At 66.5% G+C, this 23,690-nt stretch carries 17 protein-coding genes and 2 tRNA genes; 2 read left to right on the top strand and 17 right to left on the bottom strand.

The window, feature by feature from the left end:
• Window positions 1–49: 49 nt before the first annotated feature.
• The 11 genes from ACW5EG_RS04835 to ACW5EG_RS04785 form a co-directional block, all read right to left on the bottom strand.
• A complete protein-coding gene (locus tag ACW5EG_RS04835) occupies window positions 50–925 on the bottom strand; it encodes a glycerophosphodiester phosphodiesterase family protein (RefSeq protein WP_457020964.1) in 876 nt (291 codons plus the stop codon).
• Window positions 922–1,851 (bottom strand): glycerophosphodiester phosphodiesterase family protein, encoded by a 930-nt coding sequence (locus ACW5EG_RS04830; protein ID WP_457017613.1) that lies wholly within the window; start codon window positions 1,849–1,851, stop codon window positions 922–924. The genes ACW5EG_RS04835 and ACW5EG_RS04830 overlap by 4 nt, the downstream gene beginning before the upstream one ends.
• Window positions 1,851–4,877, bottom strand: coding sequence for a TonB-dependent receptor domain-containing protein (locus ACW5EG_RS04825; RefSeq protein WP_457020963.1), 3,027 nt, complete (start codon window positions 4,875–4,877; stop codon window positions 1,851–1,853). The genes ACW5EG_RS04830 and ACW5EG_RS04825 overlap by 1 nt, the downstream gene beginning before the upstream one ends.
• 258 nt (window positions 4,878–5,135) lie before the next feature.
• Window positions 5,136–6,140 carry a sugar-binding transcriptional regulator gene (locus tag ACW5EG_RS04820; protein ID WP_457017611.1) on the bottom strand — a complete coding sequence of 335 codons (1,005 nt, stop codon included), beginning with the start codon at window positions 6,138–6,140 and terminating at the stop codon, window positions 5,136–5,138.
• Window positions 6,112–6,792, bottom strand: coding sequence for an HAD family hydrolase (locus ACW5EG_RS04815; RefSeq protein ID WP_457017610.1), 681 nt, complete (start codon window positions 6,790–6,792; stop codon window positions 6,112–6,114). The genes ACW5EG_RS04820 and ACW5EG_RS04815 overlap by 29 nt, the downstream gene beginning before the upstream one ends.
• A gap of 564 nt (window positions 6,793–7,356) precedes the next feature.
• Complete coding sequence (locus tag ACW5EG_RS04810; protein WP_457020962.1) at window positions 7,357–10,254, bottom strand: TonB-dependent receptor; 2,898 nt, start codon at window positions 10,252–10,254, stop codon at window positions 7,357–7,359.
• Window positions 10,255–10,432: 178 nt separating this feature from the next.
• A complete protein-coding gene (locus ACW5EG_RS04805) occupies window positions 10,433–10,666 on the bottom strand; it encodes a FecR/PupR family sigma factor regulator (RefSeq protein WP_457017608.1) in 234 nt (77 codons plus the stop codon).
• Window positions 10,606–11,214, bottom strand: a complete 609-nt coding sequence (locus tag ACW5EG_RS04800; RefSeq protein ID WP_457017607.1) for an RNA polymerase sigma factor — start codon at window positions 11,212–11,214, stop codon at window positions 10,606–10,608. Before ACW5EG_RS04800 ends, ACW5EG_RS04805 begins: the two co-directional genes overlap by 61 nt.
• Before the next feature lie 225 nt (window positions 11,215–11,439).
• Entirely contained in the window at window positions 11,440–12,210 is a 771-nt protein-coding gene (locus ACW5EG_RS04795; RefSeq protein WP_457017606.1) for an L-iditol 2-dehydrogenase, read from the bottom strand.
• 45 nt (window positions 12,211–12,255) lie between these two features.
• Window positions 12,256–13,572, bottom strand: a complete 1,317-nt coding sequence (locus tag ACW5EG_RS04790; RefSeq protein ID WP_457017605.1) for a D-tagatose-bisphosphate aldolase, class II, non-catalytic subunit — start codon at window positions 13,570–13,572, stop codon at window positions 12,256–12,258.
• Between the two features lie 11 nt (window positions 13,573–13,583).
• Window positions 13,584–14,609, bottom strand: a complete 1,026-nt coding sequence (locus tag ACW5EG_RS04785) for a sugar kinase (protein ID WP_457017604.1) — start codon at window positions 14,607–14,609, stop codon at window positions 13,584–13,586.
• Window positions 14,610–14,879: 270 nt separating this feature from the next.
• Between ACW5EG_RS04785 and ACW5EG_RS04780 the strand changes: the two genes are divergently transcribed.
• Together ACW5EG_RS04780 and ACW5EG_RS04775 are read left to right on the top strand one after the other, a co-directional pair.
• The gene (locus tag ACW5EG_RS04780) at window positions 14,880–15,890 is read left to right on the top strand and encodes a LacI family DNA-binding transcriptional regulator (RefSeq protein ID WP_457020961.1); all 1,011 of its coding nucleotides are present in this window, start codon (window positions 14,880–14,882) and stop codon (window positions 15,888–15,890) included.
• Between the two features lie 176 nt (window positions 15,891–16,066).
• Entirely contained in the window at window positions 16,067–16,216 is a 150-nt protein-coding gene (locus ACW5EG_RS04775) for a hypothetical protein (RefSeq protein ID WP_457020960.1), read from the top strand.
• Window positions 16,217–16,298: 82 nt separating this feature from the next.
• Here the strand turns inward: ACW5EG_RS04775 and ACW5EG_RS04770 are convergent, their stop codons facing one another.
• The 6 genes from ACW5EG_RS04770 to clpX form a co-directional block, all read right to left on the bottom strand.
• Window positions 16,299–18,275: a SurA N-terminal domain-containing protein gene (locus ACW5EG_RS04770; RefSeq protein WP_457020959.1), complete on the bottom strand. Its 1,977-nt coding sequence runs from the start codon at window positions 18,273–18,275 to the stop codon at window positions 16,299–16,301.
• Between the two features lie 550 nt (window positions 18,276–18,825).
• A tRNA-Asp gene (locus ACW5EG_RS04765) sits at window positions 18,826–18,902 on the bottom strand.
• 46 nt (window positions 18,903–18,948) lie between these two features.
• Window positions 18,949–19,023: transfer RNA gene (locus ACW5EG_RS04760), tRNA-Val, on the bottom strand.
• 23 nt (window positions 19,024–19,046) lie between these two features.
• Window positions 19,047–19,334, bottom strand: coding sequence for an HU family DNA-binding protein (locus tag ACW5EG_RS04755; protein WP_457017600.1), 288 nt, complete (start codon window positions 19,332–19,334; stop codon window positions 19,047–19,049).
• A gap of 228 nt (window positions 19,335–19,562) precedes the next feature.
• Window positions 19,563–22,007: an endopeptidase La gene (gene lon / locus ACW5EG_RS04750; RefSeq protein WP_457020958.1), complete on the bottom strand. Its 2,445-nt coding sequence runs from the start codon at window positions 22,005–22,007 to the stop codon at window positions 19,563–19,565.
• Between the two features lie 353 nt (window positions 22,008–22,360).
• A complete protein-coding gene (gene clpX, locus ACW5EG_RS04745) occupies window positions 22,361–23,647 on the bottom strand; it encodes an ATP-dependent Clp protease ATP-binding subunit ClpX (RefSeq protein WP_457017598.1) in 1,287 nt (428 codons plus the stop codon).
• Window positions 23,648–23,690 lie beyond the last annotated feature (43 nt).

Genomic DNA, 23,690 nt, shown 5'->3' with positions numbered 1-23,690 from the left:
TGATTGGCTTCGTTCGTTCAAGTGGGCCGGTGCCCGCGACACGGCTGCATCAGCGGCCGCGTGCAGAATCCTTGCGCAGGAATCCGATCACCCCGAGCGGGTCGTTGGTGAAGATCGCGTCGTAGCCGAACGTCAGCGCCTCGCGCCAGTCTTCCTCGTTGTCGATCACGCCGGAGAACACCAGGACGCCATCGCGCTGGAACTGCCTGACCTGCGCCGGCGTCGTCGTCCGGGCATCCAGCACAATGCAGGTGGCGTGCAGCTCACGCAGCGTGGCCTCGTAATCATGGCTGTTGCGCGGCACGCCCAGCGGGCAGGTACGCACCTTGGGATTGAGCTCGTGCATCGCGGTAATGGTGCGCCAGTCGAAGGACTGCAGGACCACGCGATCCTCCAGACCGTACTTGCGGATCACCTGCTCGAGCTTGGCCGCGTAGAGCGTGGTGTCGACCGGCTCTCCGGGCGAACCCGGCTTGGGCAGCTTGGTCTCGATGAAATACTTGATCCGGGCGTTGTCGCGGAAGGCTTCGAACACCTCCGCCAGCGTCGGCATGCCCGCGGCACGCTTTTCCGCATCCGGATAGATGCTGCGCGAGCGGCTGCCGCAATCGAAGGCGCGGCTCTGTTCCAGGGTCAGATTGCGCACGGGCTTGGGGATCAGCCCTTGGCCGGCCGGCGCGGAACAGAAGGCCGGATTGATGTCCTGGTCGTGGGTGACCAGCAGCGCGTTGTCGGCGGTCATCTGCAGGTCGAACTCCAGGTACTCGACCCCGGCTCTGGTCGCCTGCTCGAACGCGTACAGCGTGTTCTCCGGCCACAGCAGCGCACCGCCGCGATGGGCCACGACCTCGGGCGTTTCGGCCGAGGCCGCTGCCGAGGCGGCAAGCAGCATCCCCGCCAGCACAATCGACCCGACCGGCCTCATGGTTTGCCTCCTTCCTGTTTCATGAAGGCCACCATGTCCTCCGGGCGGTCAGTCAGGAACAGCGTAGCGCCCGCGTCGAGCAGCCGGCGGTACTGCGCGTGCCGCTCCTGCTTGGGCAGGCTGTCGATCTCCCAAAGGGTTTCTGTGGTCAAGCGCGTACCCGGCGGCCGCGGCGCGGCGTGGAAGGCGGCGAAGAACTCCGGCGTGGCGCGGTACCAGAGGAAATAGCCCGCCGGGTTGTATCGTGCAAAACCCATCAGGTCGGCCAGGTCGTTCGGCCGGCACGAGGCAGGCGCGCCTTCCGAGCAGTCCTGGATGCGCGGTACGATCACCAGCACCTGGCCCACGGAAGGATCGGGCTGGTCCGCATCATCCGGCGAACCGGTCACCCAGGCCGTGGCCTGCCCTTCCATGCCGAGCTTGCGGATCATCGCGGCGACTTCGGCGTGGGTGGCGTCCTTGATGTCCAGGTGCACGATGAAGCCGTGCTGCCTGGCTGCCAGCAGCATCTCTTCCAGGGTCGGCAGCGGCTCGTCCGTGACCACCACGCTCGGGCCGCCGTTGCCGCGGCGCAGGCGCAGCTTGCGCAGCTCTTCCGCAGTATGGTCGGCCACCCTGCCCTTGCCGTTGGTGGTGCGCTCGAGGGTGGTGTCATGGATCGACACCAGCACGCCATCCTTCGACTTGCGGATGTCCAGTTCGATGCCGTCGATGCCCTTGCCTGCGCAGGCATGGATCGACGCCACCGAGACCTCCGGCGCCGGGCCGACGCAACCGCGATGGGCCACGACCAGCACGCGCTCGGGATCGCGCAGCTTCTGCGCCGGCCCGTCCGCCGGCGCAGCCTGCGCGAACCCCGCGCAGGCCAGGGACACCAGGCCGGCGAGCGTCGGCCCGGTCAGCAGGGATGCAGTGCTGAGTCTCATCAGAAATCCGCCTTCAGGGTGACGAAGTAGTAGCGTCCGATGGCATCCATGTAGTTCGCGCCGTAGTTGGCGTTGGCCGAGTCGGCGTTAAGGTGTGGAGATGTCGTGTAGGCACGCAGCGTCGGGTGCTTGATCTTGGTGTCGGTCAGGTTCTTCACCCCCAGCGAGATCGAATAGCCGGCGGTCGGGTACCAGCTGACATTCAGATCGTGCTGCCAGTATTCCGGCACCCACGGCAACTCGCGCGTCTCCATTGACTGGTCGGTCCGCGAATACAGGCCCTTGCTGGTGTAGCGGGTGTTGAGCGCGAAGCTGAACTGGCCGACGTCGTACCGGTTCATCAGGTTGGCCTTGAAGTCCGGGTACTGGAACTGGCCGGCGCGATCCGTGCCCTGGCTGCCACGCTGGGAGATGATGCTGCGCTCCAGGTTGCGCGTGCCGCTGAACGCGACGCGGTAGCTGCCCGGGCCCAGGTCGAAGCGGTACTGGGCGCCGAAGTCGATGCCGCGAGTCTTGCGGCCGGCCAGGTTGGCGTACTGCGCCTGCACATAGTCCACCTCACCGACCTGGTGTCCCTCGCCCGACGTGGTGTGACGATGCACGAACTGGCAATAGCCCATGTCGGGGCCGCCGCTGGCGTTGACGCAGTTGTTCATGATCGTGCCGTACGCGATCGACGTGATCACGTTGTCGATGTCGATCTCCCAATAGTCGGCGGTCAGGTCAAGACCGCGGACGAACGAGGGCTGCCACACCACGCCGTAGGAGAACGAGTTCGAGGTTTCCGGCTCGAGATCCGCGTTGCCGCCGGTGAGCACGCTCGGCGTGTTCTGATTCGGCCGCGGCAGGGGCCCCGTCCACCCTGGCACGGTCGCGGCGCAGTTCGCGGCACGATCGTTGTCCTGGAGAATCAGCACTTCCTGGCAGGGGTCGGAGATGTGGCCCATCGTGACCATGCTGACCGGCGAGTGCAGTTCGCCGAAGTTCGGCACGCGAATGCTGTAGCCCTTGACAGCGCGCACGTTCACGCCCTGGAAGGGCGACCAGATCATGCCGAGCTTCCAGGTGTTGGTCGACGGATTGTCGCTGTAGTGCGAATAGCGGTACGCGGCCTCGAGGTCGAGCTTCTGGGCGAACGGCAGGTCGCTCAGCACCGGCACCACCAGCTCACCGTACACCTCCGACACCTTGCGCTCCGCGCTCATGTCGGGGTGCAGGCCGTGGTCGTTGCCCGGCGACCAGATGATGTTGTTGAGCTTGACTGTGTTCGGGTCGTCGCGCGTATCGAGCTTCTCATGGCGCCACTCCGCGCCAGCCGCAAAACGCACCGTGCCTGTAGGCAGGTCAAACAGCTCGCCATTGAAGCCGATGCCGACGTTGAGCATGCTGTTCTGCGTCCGCTCGTAGCGCTCGTGCGGCATGACGTAGTTCAGCCACTCCTGGCTGGGCATCTCCGTGCTGAACAGGTCGGTGGGCACGCAGCCGGCGCGCCGGGCGATCGGGTCGGCGCAGATCGGGGCGCCGGCGGCGTCCACCGTCACGTCACGCGCCAACAGCCACTCGTTGTGCCCCACCATGTTGGTCGTGGTGATGTCGTCCTCGACCGTGCCCCAGCGCAGGAAGCCCTTCCAGTCGATCCGTTCGCTCAGCGGACCCGACAGGTCGGTGCCGAAGCTCACCGCCTGGCGGCGATGGATCTCGCGCGACATCGGCAGATGCGAATAGTGCCGGCTCATGGGCAGCTCGGTCATGTCCTGGTCCAGCATACGCTGGCGCAGCGAATCAGGCAGGAACGGGTCGGACAGTCGCGCCACGAGGCCCGGATAGGCCACCCCGGTGTCGGGATCACGTCCCCACCAGTTCACCTGGCGGATGTCGTCGCGGTGCCCCGGCCACTGGGCGTGGCCGCTGACGTAGGTGCGCGCGTAGCCGAAGTTCGTGTTCCAGATCAACTCCGGCGTCACCGCGAACTCGAGGTTGGCATAGAGCGAACTCTTCTCCGACTTGTCGCGGAGCAACATGTAGTCGTAGATGCCGAACGCCGTATCAGGCCCCCCGTCCTGTTGGCCGGTGTCGTTGTTGGTAATGGAGCGGTAGCTGTCGCGAGGAATGTGACGCACCTGTCCGTCGATCATCTGGTACCAGTCGCCATTGATGGCGTTCGTCCCGCAGGGCGATTCGCCCTGGTATTCGCACCAGGTCGGGTAGGGGGACCGGTAGAACTGATGGAAGTCGATGATGATGTTGTCCGGGATGCCGTCATCCGGACCGGTATTGTCGGGATTGGCTGCATAGACCATTCGGTCGCTGGAGCGGTCCAGCAGCGGGATGTCGTCGGTGTACACGTAGTTCGCACCAAACACGAGGTGCGCCCGGTCATCCAGGAAGTTGAGGCCCGAGGCCGCCGAGATGTGCGTCTGGCGCGCATCGCCCTGCTCGGACAGACCCGTGGTCAGCGAGAGCGAGGTGCCGTCCATGCGCTTCTTCATCACGATGTTGACCGCGCCGGTGACGGCGTCAGCGCCGTAGATCGCGGACGCGCCGCCGGTGACGGTCTCGATACGCTCGATCAGCGCCGAAGGAATGGTGTTGAGGTCCACCGCCGCGGTACGCGCGCCGCCCGACACCCAGCGCAGGCCGTCGACCAGCACCAGCGAGCGGTTGGTCCCCATGCTGCGCAGGTCGATGTTGGCCACGCCCTTGTCGAACTCCTGGCCCATCGAGTTCATTTCGCCCACGCCTGGGCCGATCGCGGGATTGAGCTGGAGCGCGTCGTACACGGTAAAGCGGCCGGTATCCTTCATCTCCTCGAAGTCCACGACCGAAATGGGCATCACCGATTCGAGCTCGGGACGGGCGATGCGGCTGCCGGTGACCACGACGTTGTCCAGGGTCTGGGCGACTTTGCTATCAGTGCCCGTGGCCTGGGTGGCCGGCTGCTCTTGCGCCGCCGCCGTGGGGGCGAGCGCGACAAGCAGGGCCGCCGTGAGCAGATGCTTCTTTGGCTGGATGCGGAATACTTTCATTTGATTTCTCTCTCCCAAGAAATGAACAAATGCCCTCGTTGTGCGCATATGCCCATGTTACATAAACGTTGTAAAGCACTTTCGATCCTGCACTGCAGCATTCGTCGCAGCGTAAAAACGCGTTGGCGCGCGCCGCACACCGCGGGGCATGAACGAGGCTATAGGGGAAAAATGTCAGCGACGTGGCAGAACGCCAACGCCGGAGCGCCAGGGCGAAATCGGGCGTCGGCCCGCTGGATGGGTGAAAGCGCGCCGCGCTCAGTCGGCCAGAATGGCCTTGGCGGTTGCTTCGTCGGTAATCAGGCCATTGATGATGCGGCCCTTGAGCGCGGCGCGGATGGCGCCGACCTTCACCGTGCCGGCTGCTACGCCGACCGTCACGCAGTCCTGGTCGGGCGTATGCGGGACGCTGGTCAACCGCAGGTTGCTGCCACCCACGATCACCTTGCCCTCGCGGTCGAACGCCCAGCCGACCACCTCGCCCACGGCTCCGAGCTGGATCAGTTCGAGCAACTCGAGCCGGGTCAGAAACCGGTCCACGTACACGGGTGCCGTCTGGTCGATCTGACCGACACCGACCAGGCGCAGAGTGGCCTTCGCTGCGATCGCGTGGATGCGCTTGAACACCTGCATGTCGAGAAGGCTCCGGCATTCCTCGGGCGAGGACAGCAGCATCGGCAGCGGCATCGGGTAGTACTGCGCGCCGGTGAGCTCGCCCAGCCGGGCGATGGCGTCGAAGGGGCTGGCCGACCCATCCGGGGAGATGTTGCCCACCAGCGACACCAATTGGTGGTCGCGTGCCTGCACCGCGGGCAGGCGTTCGACGGCCGCGCGCATCGCCCGACCGGTGCCGATGCCGATGATGCTCGGCACCTCGCTGCGCAGCGTGGTCTCGAGCAGCGCCGCCGCGCGCTCGGCGATGCCGGCGATGCCGCTGGGATCGTCTGGCTCGCTGGGCGCGACGTCGCAGGAACGCAGGTCGAACCGCTCCTGCAGCCGGGCAGCCAGGTCCATGCACTCTGCGATGGGATGGCCCAGGCGGAAGGTGATCAATCGCTGCGTCAGGCACAGCGACACGAGACGCTGCGCGGTGGCCCGGGACACCTTCAGCTTGCGGGCGATTTCGTCCTGGGTGTTGCCGGCGATGTAGTACAGCCAGCCCGCCCGGGCGGCCGCGTCCAGACGGGAAGTGTCGTTTCCGGGACTTGCCATATCACCTGTTACCTGGTGCCTGTTACCTGATGGTGGCCGCGTACTCGGCATTGCCGACAGCGCTGGAAATGGCCGCTCCTAGTGTACGCATGTCGTCAAACAGTTGGTGCGCGCCGGCTTCGAGCAACGGAGCTGCCGCCTCGGCTCGACCGCGATGATGGCTTCCGCCGGTAAAGGCCCACACCTCCATGCCGGCCGCTCGCGCCGCGAGCACGCCGTGAGGGCTGTCCTCGATCACCAGGCAGTCGGCCGGGACCGCTCGCATGCGCTCGGCGGCAAACAGGAACAGGTCGGGCTCGGGCTTGCCGCGCGAGACCATTTCAGCAGTGAAGAGATGCTCGTCGAAGAACTGCGCCAGCCCGGTGATCTCCAGGCTCAGCCGTACCCGCGCCAGATCGCTGGAAGAAGCCACGCAGCGCGGGAGCGCAAGCCCGGCCAGCAGATCGGCCACGTGCGGGATCGGAAGAAGTTCGCCGCGGAACCGCTGGACCAGCTGGTCGTTGAGGTCGTGCTCGAAGTTCGGCGGCAGATCCAGCTGGTGTGCCACGGCGTGCTCGCGCACCGTGGCTAACTGGCGGCCGAGGAAGTGGCGCGTGACATAGGGAACGTCGGCGGGCAGGCCGCGCTGGGTCAGCGTCTGGGACAGGACGGAGAGCGAAAGCGGCTCGCTGTCGACCAGCACTCCGTCGCAGTCGAAGATCACCAGGGAAGGAGCTGGATTCGGTGCCACCCGCGGCTGCCTGTCGTCTGTCGGAAATTCACTATAGCAGCCGACTGAGCGAACGCATACCGCCTGGGCAAATGTATCAAAATTGAAATGGCTGCCGGAATTTGCGCGGCACGGCAAGGAGCAGTGCAGATTCTCCGGCCGCCGGACCGAGGGATCCGTGCCAAGAACTCCCCTGTGTTCGCTAGAGCGCATGGGTTGCCACGTGGCGACGGTCGACCCGTACTTCGAAAGCGGACGCCGTGCCCTGTCGGCCGGGGTTGCCGATAGCAGCGCATCGATGCGCAGCGGCGAGTCAGCCATGGGTGAGCGCATGGCATGCGCGGCACTGACGCGTAGGCGCGTGAACGCCCGGCGCGCTGCGCCAGGCCGGGCAGGGACGCGGACTGACCGAGCCGGGGAGCAACCCCCGGCCCGGGACGGCCTCGATCCGCCACGCCGGGGGGCAACCCGATGCGGCAGCGGTCGACCTAATGACAGAGAACCAATAAGAGGGCGCCCGCCGACCACAACGAGCCGGCGGGCGCCAGACGAGCAAACTCAGAAGCGCGCGTTCAGACTGACGAAGTAGGCGCGGCCGACGATGTCGTACCTGCCCGACTCGCCCATGTAGATCGACGGCAGGAAGGGCGGATCCTTGTCGGTGAGGTTGGTGATGCCCGCGGTGACGCGGAGGTTGTCGTTGAAGTGCCAGCCCGCGGAAAGATCCATGTAGCGCACCGCCGGGATCTCGTCAATGTCGAAGCTCTCCTCCGAGGCCCGGTTGCGATCGTAGATCGCGCTCCCGTTGTAGCGGTTGTGCAGCGTCACGTCGAAATCGCCCACCGAGTAGCTGGTCATCAGCGTGCCCCGCCAGATCGGATCGGCGCGGCCGCCTTCCTGGTAGGACGTGCTGGCCTCGATGCCCGGAACGCCCTGTTGCTGCTTTTGGATCAGGCGCGTCGCCTTGAGGCTCATCCGCAGATAGCCCGGGCCCACCGGCACGCGGTAGTTGATGCCGTAGTCCACGCCGCGGGCCAGGAAGCGCGCCGCGTTCATCTGCTGCGTCGAGACCTGCAGGACCGTGCGCGCCGGATCCGTGTCACGCACGATCTGGCGGCAGAACGGGTTGTCGAGCGTGGGCATGTCGACGCAGAAGTTGAGCAGGTTGTTCGCGCTCATCTGGGTCACCACGTCCTTGATGTCGATGTCCCAGTAGTCCACGGTGACGTCGAGGCCGGGGACGAAGCTCGGCTGCAGGATCACACCGTAGGTGATGCTGTCGGAGGTTTCCGGCTGCAGGTCCGGGTTGCCGCCCGAGGTGACTTCGGACACGGCTACGCTGTTGGCTGGCGGCATAGCGATCCCCATGGCCTGGCAGTTCGCCAGCCGGTTGGGGGTCTCGTAGGTGTAGATGTCCTCGCAGGGGTCGGCAAGGTTGCTCATGCTGACATTGATCGGCTCGTACAGCTCGCCGAAGTTGGGCGCGCGCACGCTGTGGGACCGCACTCCGCGCAGCGTGATGCCGCGGATCGGCGACCAGGTGCTGCCGAACTTCCAGGCCTTGGTGCCGCCGAAACTGTCGTAATGCGAATAGCGGTAGGCGCCCTCGATCTCCAGGCGCTCGGCGAACGGCAGGTCGGCCAGCAGCGGCACCACCAGCTCACCGTAGGCCTCGCTGACCCGCATCGATTCGGAAATCTCGGCGTGCGCGGCCACGCTGGCGCTGTGCGCCAGCTCGCCGGATTTCGCCAGCGGGTCTTCCTGCGTGTTGAGCGATTCGCCCCTGTGCTCCACGCCCACGGCGAAGCTGGCGTCGCCCGCCGGCAGCGAGAACGCGGTGCCGGTGAGGCTGGCGCCGAACACGTGCTGGCTGTTGGTGCGCTTCTCCTGGCGGTTGCCGAAGATCCAGGCCGCCTCCTCTGGCGTGGGAACGTGACTGTCGAAGATGTTGAACGGCACGCAGCCACGCGCACGCATTTCGACGTCGCGGCACGCGGCCATGCCGGTCGCCGGATCGATCACCGCGTCGCGCGCGGCCAGCCAGTGCGACACGCGCACCGTGTTGGGGTTGGAGACCTCGCCGGTGTTGCGTCCGTACTGCGCGAACGCCTCCCACTGGAAGCCGTTGTCGAAGCTGCCGGCGAAGGTGTTGTCGATGGACCACAGCTCGCGGTCGTGGATGTCCTCGAACAGGCCGAAGCCGCGGTAGGCGCGGGAGATCCGCAGCCGCTCCAGGCTGTTGTCGCTCATGAAATCGCGCACGGGCCCGGGCAGGTAAGGATTGTCCAGGTACGCCCAGGCACTGCCGGCGCCGTTGAGCCAGCTGTTACGGCTGTCTTCGCGGTAGAAGCTCTTGGTGCCCTCATACCGGGTCTTGCCCACGTCCAGGCGCGCGGTGTAGCGGACCGAGTCGCTGATGTCGTAATCGAGGCGCGCGATCACCGCCGACTGGCGGATCGGCGCGCGCAGCTGGTTGCCCTGGGTCAGCGGCTGGATATCGCTCTGGAACGCGCCGTCGCCGCCGTAGAACTCGCCACGGGCATTGAGCGGCGTGTGGATGTACAGCTCCCGCACGCCACCGCCGGTGTAGCCGTAGTTGAGGTTGTTCAGCAGGAAAGTCGGGTAGTCGTTGTAGTAGAACTCGCCGAAGTCGTAGTGGACGATGCGGTCGGGGATGCCGTCGCCGATCGCGGTGTTCTCCGGGTTGACGCCGTACAGCAGCCGGCCGCGGTGGGTGCGCGGACGGTCGTTGGTGCGCAAGCCCTCGCTGTCGAGGAACGTCCCGCCGACGCTGAAGTGGCCGCGGCCGTCCGCGAAGGGGGTGCCGTACGAGGCCGACACCGTCCTGGTCTGCGCATCGCCCCGGTCGGAGATGCCGTAGCGCACGTTGGCCTGGAAGCCTTCGAGGTCGCTCTTGGTGATGACGTTGACGGCGCCGGTCACGGCGTCCGCGCCGTAGATCGCAGCGGCGCCGCCGGTCACGACCTCGATCCGCTCGATCATGCCCGACGGGATCATGTTCACGTCCACCGCCGAGCTGCGGGCCGACCCGCTCACGCGCCTGCGCCCGTCCACGAGCGTCAGGCTGCGGTTGGTGCCCATGTTGCGCAGGGAGATCGCCGCCATGCCGCCGTCGAAACCCTCGCCCTGCGCGTTGTAGCGGCCGATCCCGGAACCGATCGCCGGCTCCAGGCGCAACGCGTCTTCTGCGGACACGATGCCGATGCGCTCCATGTCCTCCATGGTGATCACGCTGACCGGCATCGGGCTGTCGAGTTCCGGACGTGCGATGCGCGATCCGGTCACAACCACGTTGGCGAGCGTCGAGACGTCTTCGCCGGTCGCAGCGGAGTCGGCCGCTGCCGGCTCCGTGCTGGAACTCAGGGCTTGGTCCTGCGCATGCAGGCTGGCGGAAGAGGAGATCGCGACCATGGCGGCGGCGATGGAGATGGCCAAACGGGAAGTCGTGGGACGCACTGCGTAATTCCTGTAGGGATGGCGTTCCCTGATGAGGACGACGCAGCCGGCGATTTCCTTCAGGCCATGTGGCTCTTCATTCTCCGGCGATGGGCCCGCGGCAGGGGAACGGTGCTGGCCTTGTTCTTGCCGACCCGGATCAGTCGGGATTCCGGGCCTAGCGAGATCCGGTGTCATCGTAGGACGACTGCGCGTGGACGCCCTCGCGGGCCGCGGCTTCGAGCGCATGCAGGGCCGCCTGCGCGCGCAGCAGCGCACCGCGATGGCGGCGATCGGCCTGCAGCCACGCGTCCAGCTCGGCCTGGCGCGCAGGCGTGAGCTCACCGAGGCTCAGGCGGGCCGCCCACCTCGCTGCCTTTTCTGAGCGGTCGCTCGATCGCGGGTGCTCCAATTCCGTTTACCTCGACTTGACCCGCATGCGTCCTCGGCCGTCATCGCGTGCAGCAGCCGCCGGATGCCGCGCACGATGTGATTCTCGACCACATTTTCGCTCACGCCCAGCCTGCGTGCCGTCTCCGCCTGCGACAGGCCGCGGATCCGGCGCAACTCGATCACCTGGCGACAGGTCACCGACAGGCTCGACAGCACCGCCGTGGCCTGCTCCAGCGTCTGGCCGGCCTCGGCCACCCGCTCCGGTGAGGGGGCCTCATCTAGGACGCACGACCACTCGTCTTCCGTCAGCGAAACGGAATTGCGATGCCGGGCCGACCGGATGGTGTCGATCGCAATGGTCCTGGCGGTGGTGAAGAAGTAGGACCTGCCGTTGCGGATGTGGTCGACCGAGTCCAGCTCCGAGATCCTGCAGTAGGCCTCCTGCACCACATCATCGACGTCCACGGTCGTACGCCAGTGGCGCAGCAGCCAGTGGCGCACCTCGGCCTCGTGCGGAAGGATCTTCTCGGCGACCCAGGCTGCGATGTGGTTGCGATTGATGTCCATGGGCATGACGGGAGGAGGTGGCGCTTCAGGCGCGTCCGCTCCCGCACCTGCGGAAGGCGGGACGCCGGGGCCTGCCGAGATTGGCCTTGCGTTATGCAATTTCGGTGACATCACCCGATCCCGTGTCGGGGCGGGTGGCCCGTGGACGCTTGAACTTCATCGATGCACCTCCTGGTCCTGGCGGATCGTCCAGCCGCGCCGGCGGCGCGACGGAGCGGTCCGGCTTCAGCTCATCCAGTTGCCGCCGTCGACGTTGAAGGTCTGCGCGACGATGTAGTCCGAGTCGCTGGATGCCAGGAACACCGCGATGCCGCGGTAGTCCGCCGGCACGCCCATGCGTCCGGCCGGAACGGCCAGGCCGACCTGGCGCTTCTTCTCGCCAGGCTGCAGGCCTTCGTACCTGGCGAAGCCGGCATCGACTTCATCCCACATCGGGGTGTCCACCACGCCGGGGGCGATGCCGTTGACGTTGATGCCGTGCTCGATCAGGCCCAGCGCGGCCGACTGGGTCAGGCTGATCACCGCCGCCTTGGACGCGCAGTAGACGCCGACCAGAGCCTCGCCCCGGCGGCCGGCCTGCGACGCCATGTTGATGATCTTGCCGCCCTGCCCTTGCTCGATCATCTGCCGCGCGGCGGCCTGGATGCACAGCAGCGTGCCCTTGACGTTGATTGAGAACTGGCGATCGAAGCCGTGCTCGGTGATCTCCAGGATCGGCGCCAGCTCGAATACGGCGGCGTTGTTGATCAGGATGTCCAGCCGGCCGAAGGCCGCGACCACCTGCTGCACCATTGCATCGACCGAAGCACGGTCGCGCACGTCGACCCGCACCCCCAGCCCCTTGTCGCCCAACGCCACGGCAACCGATTCGGCATGGTCCAGGGCGATGTCTGCGACCGCCACACGCGCACCCTCCGCGGCGAGCGCGCGCGCCATCTCGGCGCCGATGCCCTGTCCGCCGCCGGTCACTATCGCGACTTTCCCGTCAAGTTTCATATCAGTCCTCGAGGATGGAATGGCCACACCGGCCGTACGGGTGCTTCATGGGTCGAATGCCGGCGGAACCGGAACGGTCGGCGCGCTGCCGCCCCGCGTCGCTTCCGAATAGGGTGCCAGCGCATGCCGCACGGCGGCGATGCACAGCTCGCGCGCGCGCGCGGCCACCCTGCCCGCCGACACCAGCGGATACAGCGGCGCCAGGAACTGGCTGACCAGCGTCTCGGGGATATCCACGCCCTCGAGCCGTGCGAACAGCCGGTCGACGGCGGCCACCGCGCGCGGGTGGCTCCAGTAGTAGCGGATGCGATCGCTGTAGCTGAAATGGCGCTGGACCAGCAGCTGGTTCGCGCTGCCGTGATAGTAGTCCTTCCAGTAGCCCGGCTCGGACGTCATCAGCGCTTCCATGGCCGGACGCAGGCCGTTCGCGTCCTCGTCCACCTCCGGCGCCAGCAGCTCGGCGATGCAGTCGAGCCCGTACAGCGCCTCGCGCAAAGCGAAGGTCAGGCCCGGGCCCACTTTCAGGATGGCAAAGCCGTCCTCGACCAGGTCCGTCAGAGCGGTCACGGGCTGGTAGTCGGTGGAATGCGCTTCGAACACCAGGCCGTCGGCCTGCTCCAGCGCGGCGCTCAGGGCGTGCGCCTTCGCGCGGTCGTAGAACACGACGTTGGCGTTTCCGAATTCGACGCCGGGCTGCACCACTGCCGCGATCACGCGCCCGAACGCCTCTCCAAGACCCAGCGCGTCGAACGCCTGACGGTGTACCCGCAGCGTTTCGAGTGCGGCCTCGGGCGTGGTCACATCCAGCTCGCTGATCTCTTCCAGCGCGCCGCCGGGCACCGGCACCTCGGTGCCGATCACGTACATCGGCGGCGGATGGCCAGAGCGCGCCGCGGCACGCTCGGCCACCTGCGCTAGCTGGGCAGCGCGCGCAGCCGTGACCTCGTTGTCCAGGGCCACAGGCTCGCCGCTGCAGCCCATGCTGGTGTCGAGGTGGATCTTGGTGAACCCCGCCAGCACGTAGGCCTCGACCATCGAGGACGCCTCGTCCATCGCCGCATCGGCCGGCAGCGACTTCCAGGGATTGGGACCCAGGTGGTCACCGCCCAGGAGGATCCGGTCGTTGGCCAGGCCAACCCGGTCGGCGATCCCCAGCACGAAGCGTCTGAAGTCGGCGGGAGTCATGCCGGTATAGCCGCCCCTGTGGTTGACCTGGTTGCAGGTGGCCTCGATCAGTACCGGCCGCGACTCTTCCAGCCCGTGGCGCAGCGCCGCCTCGATGACCAGCGGATGGGCCGAGCACACTGAGGTGATGCCGCGCACGCGCGCGCAGGTGGATCCGGAGGCGGCATTCGTCGTCATCGTGGCGATGCTCATGGTGCGGAAACCGGAGCGCGGGCGGGTGCAGCGGCCATTTGCGCGACGAAGCGCTCGAGCTCGGCTCTGGACGTGTTGCCTTCCATCGGCCCGCGCGTCATCACCGCCCGTGCGCCGCTGGCGTTGGCCAGGCGCAGGCAGGCGTCCGGGCTCGCGCCACTAAGCCAGCTGGCCACGAACGTGCCGCCGAAGCTGTCGCCGGCACCGGTTGGGTCGACTTCCGTGACGGGGATCGGGTCGACGGCCAGGGCGCCAGAGCGGTCGTGGTAGGAGGCGCCCTCGGCCCCGCGCTTGACCACGATCGCCTGCACGCCGCGCTCGAGCAGCTCGGCGATCGCGCCGGCTTCGTCGGTCCGCGTGGTCAGCAGCGTCAGCTCTTGGCCGCTGGGCATGAACAGGTCGGTCGCGGCGAGCACCTGCTCCAGAGCCTGGCGCATGCCGGGGATGGCCAGCATCTCCTTGCGGGCGTTGGGATCGAACGAGACGCTGCCGCCCCTGCTCTTGACCTGCGCGATGGCATCGAGCGTCAGCTGCGTCACGCCGGCCGAGAACAGCGACGAACCCATGACGTGGAGATGGGTGGCGCTGTCGATCGCGCGCCGGGGGGCAGCGCCACTCGCGATCGCCGCGCAGGCGGAGCCGACGATGTTGTAGACGAAGTCGCGCTCGCCGCTGGGGCGGTAGCGCACGAAGGCGCTGCCGGTCGCGAGCACGGGCACCACCTTGACCGCCGAGACATCGACGCCGCTGCTGCGCAGGCGCTGGATGTTCACCCGCCCGAAATCGTCGTCGCCGACTGCACCCACGATCGCGCAGGCCACGCCGTTGCGCGCCACCTGGTCGATGAAGATCGCCGGCGCGCCGGAGGGATACGGGCCGCTGAAGCGCTGCAGCTCCAGGAAACCCTCGCCGATCTGGTCGGCCATTATCTCGACCAGGATCTCGCCGATCACCAGCACCTTGGGCGGTGTCAAGCGCGGTCGCGGCGCGGCGGTGGGCGTTGTGGTGTGGCTTGTCGGCACGTGTTTTCCTCCTGCCCTGGGGGTGGCCGGACCACATACGCCAAAGGCCCCCGAACGCAACACCCGGAAGCATAAACCTTTACACGCGTAAAAGTAAAACCATACCCTTGTCAGCGCTCGGACACCGGTCGCCAATAATGACGGCCGTCGACGATAGACTTCCGGACGCCGCCGTCCCTCACTCGCCCACTCACCAGGCCGGCCGGCGCGGCCTCGCCCGAAGCCGGCCGGGCCGGTCCGCGGGCCTCAACCAAGAGCACTTCAGGTCCAATGTCGAAGATCAGAACGATGGAGGAACTGGCCGCGGCCAGCGGCATCTCCAGGCCCACGCTTTCGAAGTTCTTCAACGATCCGAGCAGCGTCCGCGCACGGACGCGGGCCAGGATCGAGGAGGCGATCAAGCAGTACGAGTACCACCACAACATCTTCGCCAGTAACCAGAACCGCCGGCATCCCCGAACCCTAGGCATCCTGATGCCCCACCTGACCGACCCCTTCTATGCCGAGGTGGTGCGCCACCTGGAGACCTTGTGCGCAACCAGGGGATACTGGGCCATCGTGCTCAGCTCGCACGGCGACCGTGAACGCGAAGAGGCCGCGCTCAGGACGTTGCTCTCGTTGAAGCTGGCTGGCGCCGTTGTGGCCCCATTGGGAACTCAATCCAACCGCAGGGTCTACGCCACCCTCGCGCGTGAACTTCCCGTGGTCCTGCTCGACAATCGTGTCGAGCTCGATGTTCCCTTCGTCGGCACCGACAACGAGACCGGCATCCACTTGATGGTCGAGTACCTCGTGCGGACCGGCGAGCCTCCCTGCTTTCTGGAGATGCCCGCAGTGAATGAGAACGCCGCAGGTCGGCGCAGGGCATATCTCGCCGCGGCCAAGGCTTCCGGATTCGAAGCCCATGTCATTCACACCAAGCGGAAGGATTGGGACTTCGAACTGGCCGGATTCGAAGCAGTCGACACAGCGCTGGGTGGCCGGGGCCTGCCGTCGACGACCCTGCTTTGCGCGAACGATCGTCTGGCATTTGGCGCGTTGTCCGCCGCAAACAAACGCAGGCTCAAGGTTGGACGCGGCGAAGATTGTGATCTGCGTATCGCCGGCCATGACGACCATCCACTTAGTCGTTACGCCTGCCCCTCTTTGACGACCATCGCGCAGGACTTCAGTGCACTGTCAACCGCAGCATTCGAAATCCTGGTAGATCAGCCAGGACCGGAGCTCCGGCCGGCAGCCCAGTTCATTCCAAGCCATCTGGTCATGCGCGACTCCGCCTAGGGCCAGTTGCCCCCGAGTTCCCACGCTGCACGTGCTCGCCACAGAAGGTACGAGCAGTCGTAGTAGCCGCTGGCGACACCCGCAAGCAGCGCCAGATCAGTCGAACCGGAAACTCATCGCGGCAACGTTCGATCACCTGTGGTGGATTACTGCGGCGCTTGACACGAACACTCCTCATGGCCTCGATCGGCCTTCGCGTAAGCGTCCGTGATCTCGGGCTGGAACCCTTCTGGTGCTCGGACCTCGCGCCGGGCATCACCGGCGAAATCACCTACGTCGACGGCGGCTACAACATCGTCGGCATGACCGGCCTGGAAGCCGAATAGCGCGTATCTCGGCAGCTTCCACGACAACGAAAAAGCCCGGCACAAGCCGGGCTTTTTTCATGGGTGCGCAATCCGCTGCCTGCTACAGCTGCGACTCCACCACCGTCACCTTCATCTGCCGGCGCAGCGCGCGCTGCAGGGTTTGGGCATCTTCCGCGCCGATCAACGAGGCCATCTGCTGGCGGAACATGTCGCGCTCCACGTCGCTGGCCTCCGAAGCGTCGCCCGGCTTCACATTCCCCACGGTGAACACCAGCCTGCTGCCGTCGGACAGAGCGACATGGCCGGCCGAAACCTCGCCTTCCCCAGGAGCCGTCACGCGGAAATAGGCTTCAGCAGCCGCCTCGTCAGGCACCGGCGTACCGCGCGGCATGCCCGTGAATTCCTGCAGCTGCAGCGATGCTGCGTCCGCCAGCGCCTGCAGCGTCTCGCCCGCCTGCAGCTTGGCCACCATGGCCTCGGCGTCAGCCTCGGCGCGCTTGTCCGCGCGATCTGCGCGGATGGCGGCGACGATACGGTCACGCGCTTCGTTCACGCCCAGCGCGCGTTCGGGCTCGTGCTTGGTCACCCGGATGATCACGCTGCGGTCCGGGCCGACTTCGATCGGATCGCTGGCGGTGTTGTCCTGCACCAGGCTTTCCGAGAACGCCGCGCGCTGCACGGCGGGCACCGCGATCACGCCTTCGCCCTCGCCGCGCGCGATCGGGCCTGCGGTATGCACCTGCAGGCCGGCCGTCTTCGCCGCTGCGGTCAGCTCGGTGGGATTGCGGTAGACCTCGTCGACGAAGCCACCGACCAGGTCGTTGAACGCACGTTCGCGGTCAGCCAGCACCTGTTCCTGCGCCAGCGTGTCGCGCACCTGCTCGAACGGCACCTGGTGCCCGGTCCGCACCTCGCGCAGCTGGATCACATGCCAGCCAAACTGGCTGCGCACCGGATCGCTGACGCTGCCGGCCTCGGCGGCGAACACCGCATCCTCGAACGGCTTGGCCATGCCGCCATCCTGGCGGACCCAGCCCAGGTCGCCACCGTTGGCGGCCGAACCCGGATCACCCGGATTGGCCCGTGCCAGTTCCGCGAAATCGGCGCCCGGCGCACGCGCCGCCTGCGCGAGCTCCCGCGCCTGCGTCTGGGCGGCCTGCTGCGCGGCGTCGTCCGCGCCCTGCTCCACAGGAACCAGGATGTGCGACACCAGCCGCTGTTCGGGTTCGACGAAGCGTGCCTTCTCCTGTTCGTAGCGTTGGCGCAGCGTGGCCTCGTCGGGCTCGGGCGCGGCCGGCAGCGTGTTCGAATCAAGTTCGACGTACTCGAGCGTGACCCGCTCGGGTGCGCGGTACTCGTTGCGGTGCTCGTCGTACCAGGCCTGGATCTCCACAGCCGACACGGCTCCCGTATCCGCCGCGGGTGGCGGGAGCACGACGAAGGACACGTCGCGACGCTCACCGAGCAGGGCCATGATCCGCCCGGTCTCCGACGACGTGGTAAACGCCGACTGCGCAACCTGCCCCGCCAGCAGCGCGGCCTGCAGGTCCTCGCGCACCATTTCCTGGAAGCCACGCGGCGAATAGCCCTGTGACTGCAGGGTCAACAGGTAGCGCTGCTCGTCGAAGCGGCCATCCACCTGAAACGCGGGAATGGCGTCGATGGCTTCGCGCACGCGCGAATCGCCGACCACCATGCCGTCACGCACCGCTGCCAGCTTGAGCACCTTGCGGTCGATCAGCGCCTCAAGCAGCTCGCGCTTGGTCTCGGGGGATTCGAACGCGCGCGCGTCGAAGGCCTCACCCCCGGCCTCGCGCCGGCGCTGGCGCTCGGACTCGAAGGCTTCGCGGAACTCTTCCGGGCTGATCTCCTCGGACTCCCACGCCAGCCGGCGCACGAGCCACCAGTCGGGCGCACTGCGCCACCACGACGGCTGCACCTCGACCTTGGCGGCGTAGTTGGCGCCGCTCTGGAACAGGTACTGCTCCATGCCGAAGAAGGCGAACGGAATGGCCAGGAGCGCGACGATGACGATCGCGAACCAGCCGGACATCTTGTCTCTGAGGGTCTGCAGCATTGGGCAAGCGGAGTCGGGACGTAGCCGCGCAGTTTACCCGCTTGCCGCCGCGAGGGGCGGCGAAGCGCCTTCGGACGGTTTTTGCGGCCCATGGAAGCGATCGAGGGAAGTTGGATGCGGTAAGGAAGAGCCCCTTTCCGGGCTTCCGACGAACGCCACGCCCTGTCGGCCGGGGATCGCTTTTCGCTCGGTCAGGGCATCCTGCCCTGACTCGCGCGCAAAACATCCATGTTTTGCTTGCCGCAATCCCCGGCCGCCAGTGCACGGCTCACTGCTACTGGTGCGGCGATGCTTCTATTGCAGCTTTCGAAGCCACGCCAGTGACTGGACGATGGTCGTTCCGGGCCGGGGGTTGCGGAAAGCAGCGCATGGATGCGCTGCGGCGGCGAGTCAGCCATGGATGGCTGACCGAGCCGGGGAGCAACCCCCGGGCCGGGACGACCCCCGGCCGCAGGCCTGATCCACTCGCTTGCAACCCGGCCAACTCCCTCGCAGAGGAGAAGACCCAAAAAAAAGACCCCGCATCGCTGCGGGGTCCTTCGTATCGAAATGGCGGAGCGGACGGGACTCGAACCCGCGACCTCCGGCGTGACAGGCCAGCATTCTAACCAACTGAACTACCGCTCCGCGCTTTGATCTTGAAACTTTCCCCGCAGTTTTGCGCCCCGTTGCCTGGTGGGTGCTGAGGGTTTCGAACCCCCGACCCTCTCCGTGTAAAGGAGACGCTCTACCGCTGAGCTAAGCACCCGTGCAGGGGAACTCAGGAGCCGCTCAGTTTACGGCATCCTTCAGCGCTTTGCCAGCCTTGAACGCAGGATTGTTGGACGCCGGGATTGCGATCGGCTCCTTGGTGCGCGGGTTCAGACCGGTACGCGCGGCCCGGGCCTTGACCGAGAAGGAACCGAAGCCGACCAGGTTGACCGTGTCGCCGCGCTTGAGCGCCGCGGTCACCGATTCAAGCACCGCGTCGAGCGCGCGCCCGGCATCGGCCTTGGACAGCCCTGCCTTGTCGGCGACCTGGTCGATCAATTCACTCTTGTTCACTGGCATGTTGGACACTCCGTGTGCGGACCGCAGCCCGCCTTGCTGGGGACCAGGCCCCTTGTCGACGGGGGTTCCCGCGACGCGGCCTGGCCATGAGGATGGAATCTGGAATCCGCGGCATTTTACGCGGAGGCGCGGCCGAATACGACAGCCGCGACGTGGGTTTGCGGATCAACCGGTCATGCATTCAATCGTTAGGCCAGCGTGAAGCATGCGAAGCGGTCCCGGTTTGCACCATCGACCTCAGTGCTTGACGTCCGCTCCCGGCGTCTTCTCCTTGCGTCGACGCACGATCGCGCTGCGCGCAGGCGCAGTCGCCTTCGCAGCCTCCGGCTGTGCAACCGCCAGCGGCCGCTCCAGCGCCAGGTCGAGGACCTCGTCGATCCACTTCACCGGCACGATCTCGATGTGGTCGGTGACGTTGGCCGGAATGTCCGCCAGGTCCTTGCGATTCTCTTCGGGAATGATGACCGTGGTAATGCCACCGCGCAGCGCAGCGAGCAGCTTTTCCTTGAGCCCGCCGATGGCCGTGACCTTGCCGCGCAGCGTGATCTCGCCGGTCATCGCCACGTCGGCGCGCACCGGCACCTTGGTCAGTGTCGACACCAGCGCGGTCGTCATGGCAATGCCGGCACTGGGGCCATCCTTCGGCGTGGCGCCGTCGGGCACGTGCACGTGCACGTCCTGCTTCTGCAGGAAATCCACGTCGATCCCCAGGCGCTCGGTGCGCGCGCGCACCACGCTCAGCGCGGCCGAGGCCGATTCCTTCATCACGTCGCCAAGCTGGCCGGTCAGGATCAGGTTGCCCTTGCCGGGCACCAGGGTCGTTTCGATCTGCAGCAGATCGCCGCCTGCCTCCGTCCATGCCAGGCCGGTGACCGTGCCGATCTCGTTGTCCTGTTCGGCGCGCCCGAAGTCGAAACGGCGCACGCCCAGGTAGGCGTCGAGGTTGTCTGCACCGATCTTGACCGCCTTCACCTTGCCCTTCTTCGGCCCGGCCAGCGCGATCTGCTTGACCACCTTGCGGCAGATCTTGGCGATCTCGCGCTCGAGGTTGCGCACGCCCGACTCGCGCGTGTAGTAGCGCACGATGTCCTGGATGGCATCGGTCGCGATCGCGATCTCCTCGTCCTTCAGGCCGTTGCCCTTCATCTGCTTGGGCACGAGGTATCGCGTGGCGATGCTGATCTTCTCCTCCTCGGTGTAGCCGGGGATGCGGATCACCTCCATGCGGTCGAGCAGCGGGCCAGGGATATTGAGCGAGTTCGATGTCGCGATGAACATCACTTCGGACAGGTCGAGGTCGACCTCGAGGTAATGGTCGTTGAAGGTGTGGTTCTGCTCGGGATCGAGTACCTCGAGCAGCGCCGAGGACGGATCGCCACGGAAGTCCATCGACATCTTGTCGATCTCGTCGAGCACGAACAGCGGGTTCTTCGCGCCCGCCTTGTTGAGGTTCTGCACGATGCGGCCCGGCATCGAGCCGACGTAGGTGCGCCGATGGCCGCGGATTTCGGCCTCGTCGCGCACGCCGCCCAGCGCCATGCGCACGAACTTGCGGTTGGTCGCCTTGGCGATCGACTGGCCAAGCGAGGTCTTGCCCACGCCGGGCGGCCCGACCAGGCACAGGATCGGGCCCTTCATCTGCTTCACACGCGTCTGCACCGCGAGGTATTCAAGGATGCGCTCCTTGACCTTCTCCAGGCCGTAGTGGTCGGCGTCGAGCGTATCCTGCGCGGCCTTGAGGTCCTTGCGCACCTTGCTGCGCTTGTTCCACGGCACGCCCAGCAGCCAGTCCAGGTAGTTGCGGACCACGGCGGCTTCGGCCGACATCGGCGACATCTGCTTGAGCTTGTTGAATTCGTTCTTCGCCTTGGTCTCGACCGGCTTGGGCATGCCGGCCTGGGCGATCTTGCGGGCGATCTCCTCCATGTCGTTGGGCGCCTCGTCGATCTCGCCCAACTCCTTCTGGATCGCCTTCATCTGCTCGTTGAGGTAGTACTCGCGCTGCGACTTCTCCATCTGCGACTTGACCCTGCCGCGGATGCGCTTCTCCATCTGCTGCACGTCGATCTCGCCGTCGACCAGGCCGACCAGCAGCTCCAGCCGTTCGGCGGTGTCCACGCTTTCGAGCAGACGCTGCTTCTCGCCCAGGCGCACCCCCAGGTGCGCGGCCACGATGTCGGCCAGGCGGCCCGGCTCGTCGATGCCGGCCAGGGTCTGCATCAGCTCCGGCGGCAGCTTGCGGTTGGTCTTGACGTACTGCTCGAACAGCGAGACCAGCGAGCGCGCGATGGCTTCCACCTCACGCGCATCGCGGCTTTCCACCAGCTCGATCACATGGCCCACGCCCGCGAGCGTGCCGTCGACCTCACGCACCTGCGACACGCTGACCCGCGACACGCCTTCGACCAGCACCTTGATCGTGCCGTCGGGCAGCTTGAGCAACTGCAGCACCTGGGCAAGCGTGCCAATGCCGTGCAGGTCGTCGCCTTCCGGATCGTCCGTCTCGGCCGATTTCTGCGCGACCAGCAGGATGCGCTTGTCGCCTTCCATCGCGATATCGAGCGCACGGATGGACTTGTCCCGGCCGACGAACAGCGGGATCACCATGTGCGGGAACACCACCACGTCGCGCAGGGGGAGGACGGGCAGTTCCAGCGATTCGCTGCGGGGTCGATCGGTCATTGCGGGTTCCATGGACAGCGGAGCGGCGGGAGCCGGGCGGCACGACGCCGCCCACTGCTGGGTTATGGGGCCCGGCGGGGAACGATGCAAGCGCCGCGGGCGAACGCAGTATCCCGGACGGCGGACGGTGGTCCGCCCATCGGAGCAGCGGCTGCCTGCCTTGCCGGCACACCGTCATTGCCGCGAACGCGGGTCGTTGCTGGGTCGTGGCGCAACGCGGGGCGGTTACGCGACCGTCATCCCGTGAACGGCGGACTGTTCCTGCGACGTCATGCCACGAACGCGAGGCCGTTCCGTGACCGTCATCCCCGCGCTCGCGGGGATGACCGCGACAGCTCGCGCCGCGACCGCGGCTACTCGGCCGAGGCGACCTTCGGTGCGGCCGGCGGGGTCTGGTAGATCAGGTAGGGCTCGGTCTTGTGCTCGATCACCGACTCGTCGACCACCACCTTGCTGACGTTCTCCAGCGAAGGCAGCTCGTACATCGTGTCGAGCAGCACCGATTCGACGATGGTGCGCAGACCGCGCGCGCCGGTCTTGCGCTTGATCGCCTTCTTGGCGATCGCGCTCAGCGCGTCGGGACGGAACTCCAGCTCCACGCCTTCCATCTCGAACAGCTTCTTGAACTGCTTGCTGATCGCGTTCTTGGGCTCGGTGAGGATCCTCACCAGCGCCGGCTCGTCGAGCTCCTCGAGCGTGGCGACCACCGGCAGGCGGCCGACGAACTCGGGGATCAGGCCGAACTTGATCAGGTCCTCGGGCTCGACGTGCGCCAGCACCTTGCCGGTGTCGGTCTTGCGCTCGGAGCTCTTGAGCTTGGCGCCGAAACCGATGCCGCCGGCCTCGGTGCTGCGCTGCTGGATGATCTTGTCCAGGCCCGCGAACGCGCCGCCGACGATGAACAGGATGTTCTTGGTCTCCACCTGCAGGAATTCCTGCTGCGGATGCTTGCGCCCGCCCTGCGGCGGCACGCTTGCGGTGGTGCCCTCGATCAGCTTGAGCAGCGCCTGCTGCACGCCTTCGCCGGACACGTCGCGGGTGATCGACGGGTTCTCGGACTTGCGCGAGATCTTGTCGATCTCGTCGATGTAGACGATGCCCTGCTGCGCCTTCTCGACGTCGTAGTCGCACTTCTGCAGCAGCTTCTGGATGATGTTCTCGACGTCCTCGCCCACGTAGCCGGCTTCGGTCAGCGTGGTGGCGTCGGCAATCGTGAACGGCACGTTGAGCAGGCGCGCCAGGGTCTCGGCCAGCAGGGTCTTGCCCGAACCGGTCGGGCCGACCAGCAGGATGTTCGACTTGGCCAACTCGACCTCGTCGTTCTTGCTGCGACTCTCGATGCGCTTGTAGTGGTTGTACACCGCAACCGCGAGCGTGCGCTTGGCCCGGGTCTGGCCGATCACGTACTGGTCCAGGACCTCGAGGATCTCCTTCGGCTTGGGCAGCGAACTGCGCGCCGACTGGGCCTTCTCCTCGAGCTCCTCGCGGATGATGTCGTTGCACAGCTCGACGCATTCGTCGCAGATGTACACGCTGGGACCGGCGATCAGCTTCCGGACCTCATGCTGGCTCTTCCCGCAGAACGAGCAATAGAGGATCTTGTTGCTGTCGCCGGAACGGCCCTGGCGGTCTTCAGTCATGAATGGATCTGGCTTGCTGATGCGGTCACGGTTTGAGAATAGC

The sequence above is a fragment of the Luteimonas sp. A611 genome (genome assembly GCF_054072715.1).
This window is presented reverse-complemented; position numbering and strand designations above follow the sequence as displayed.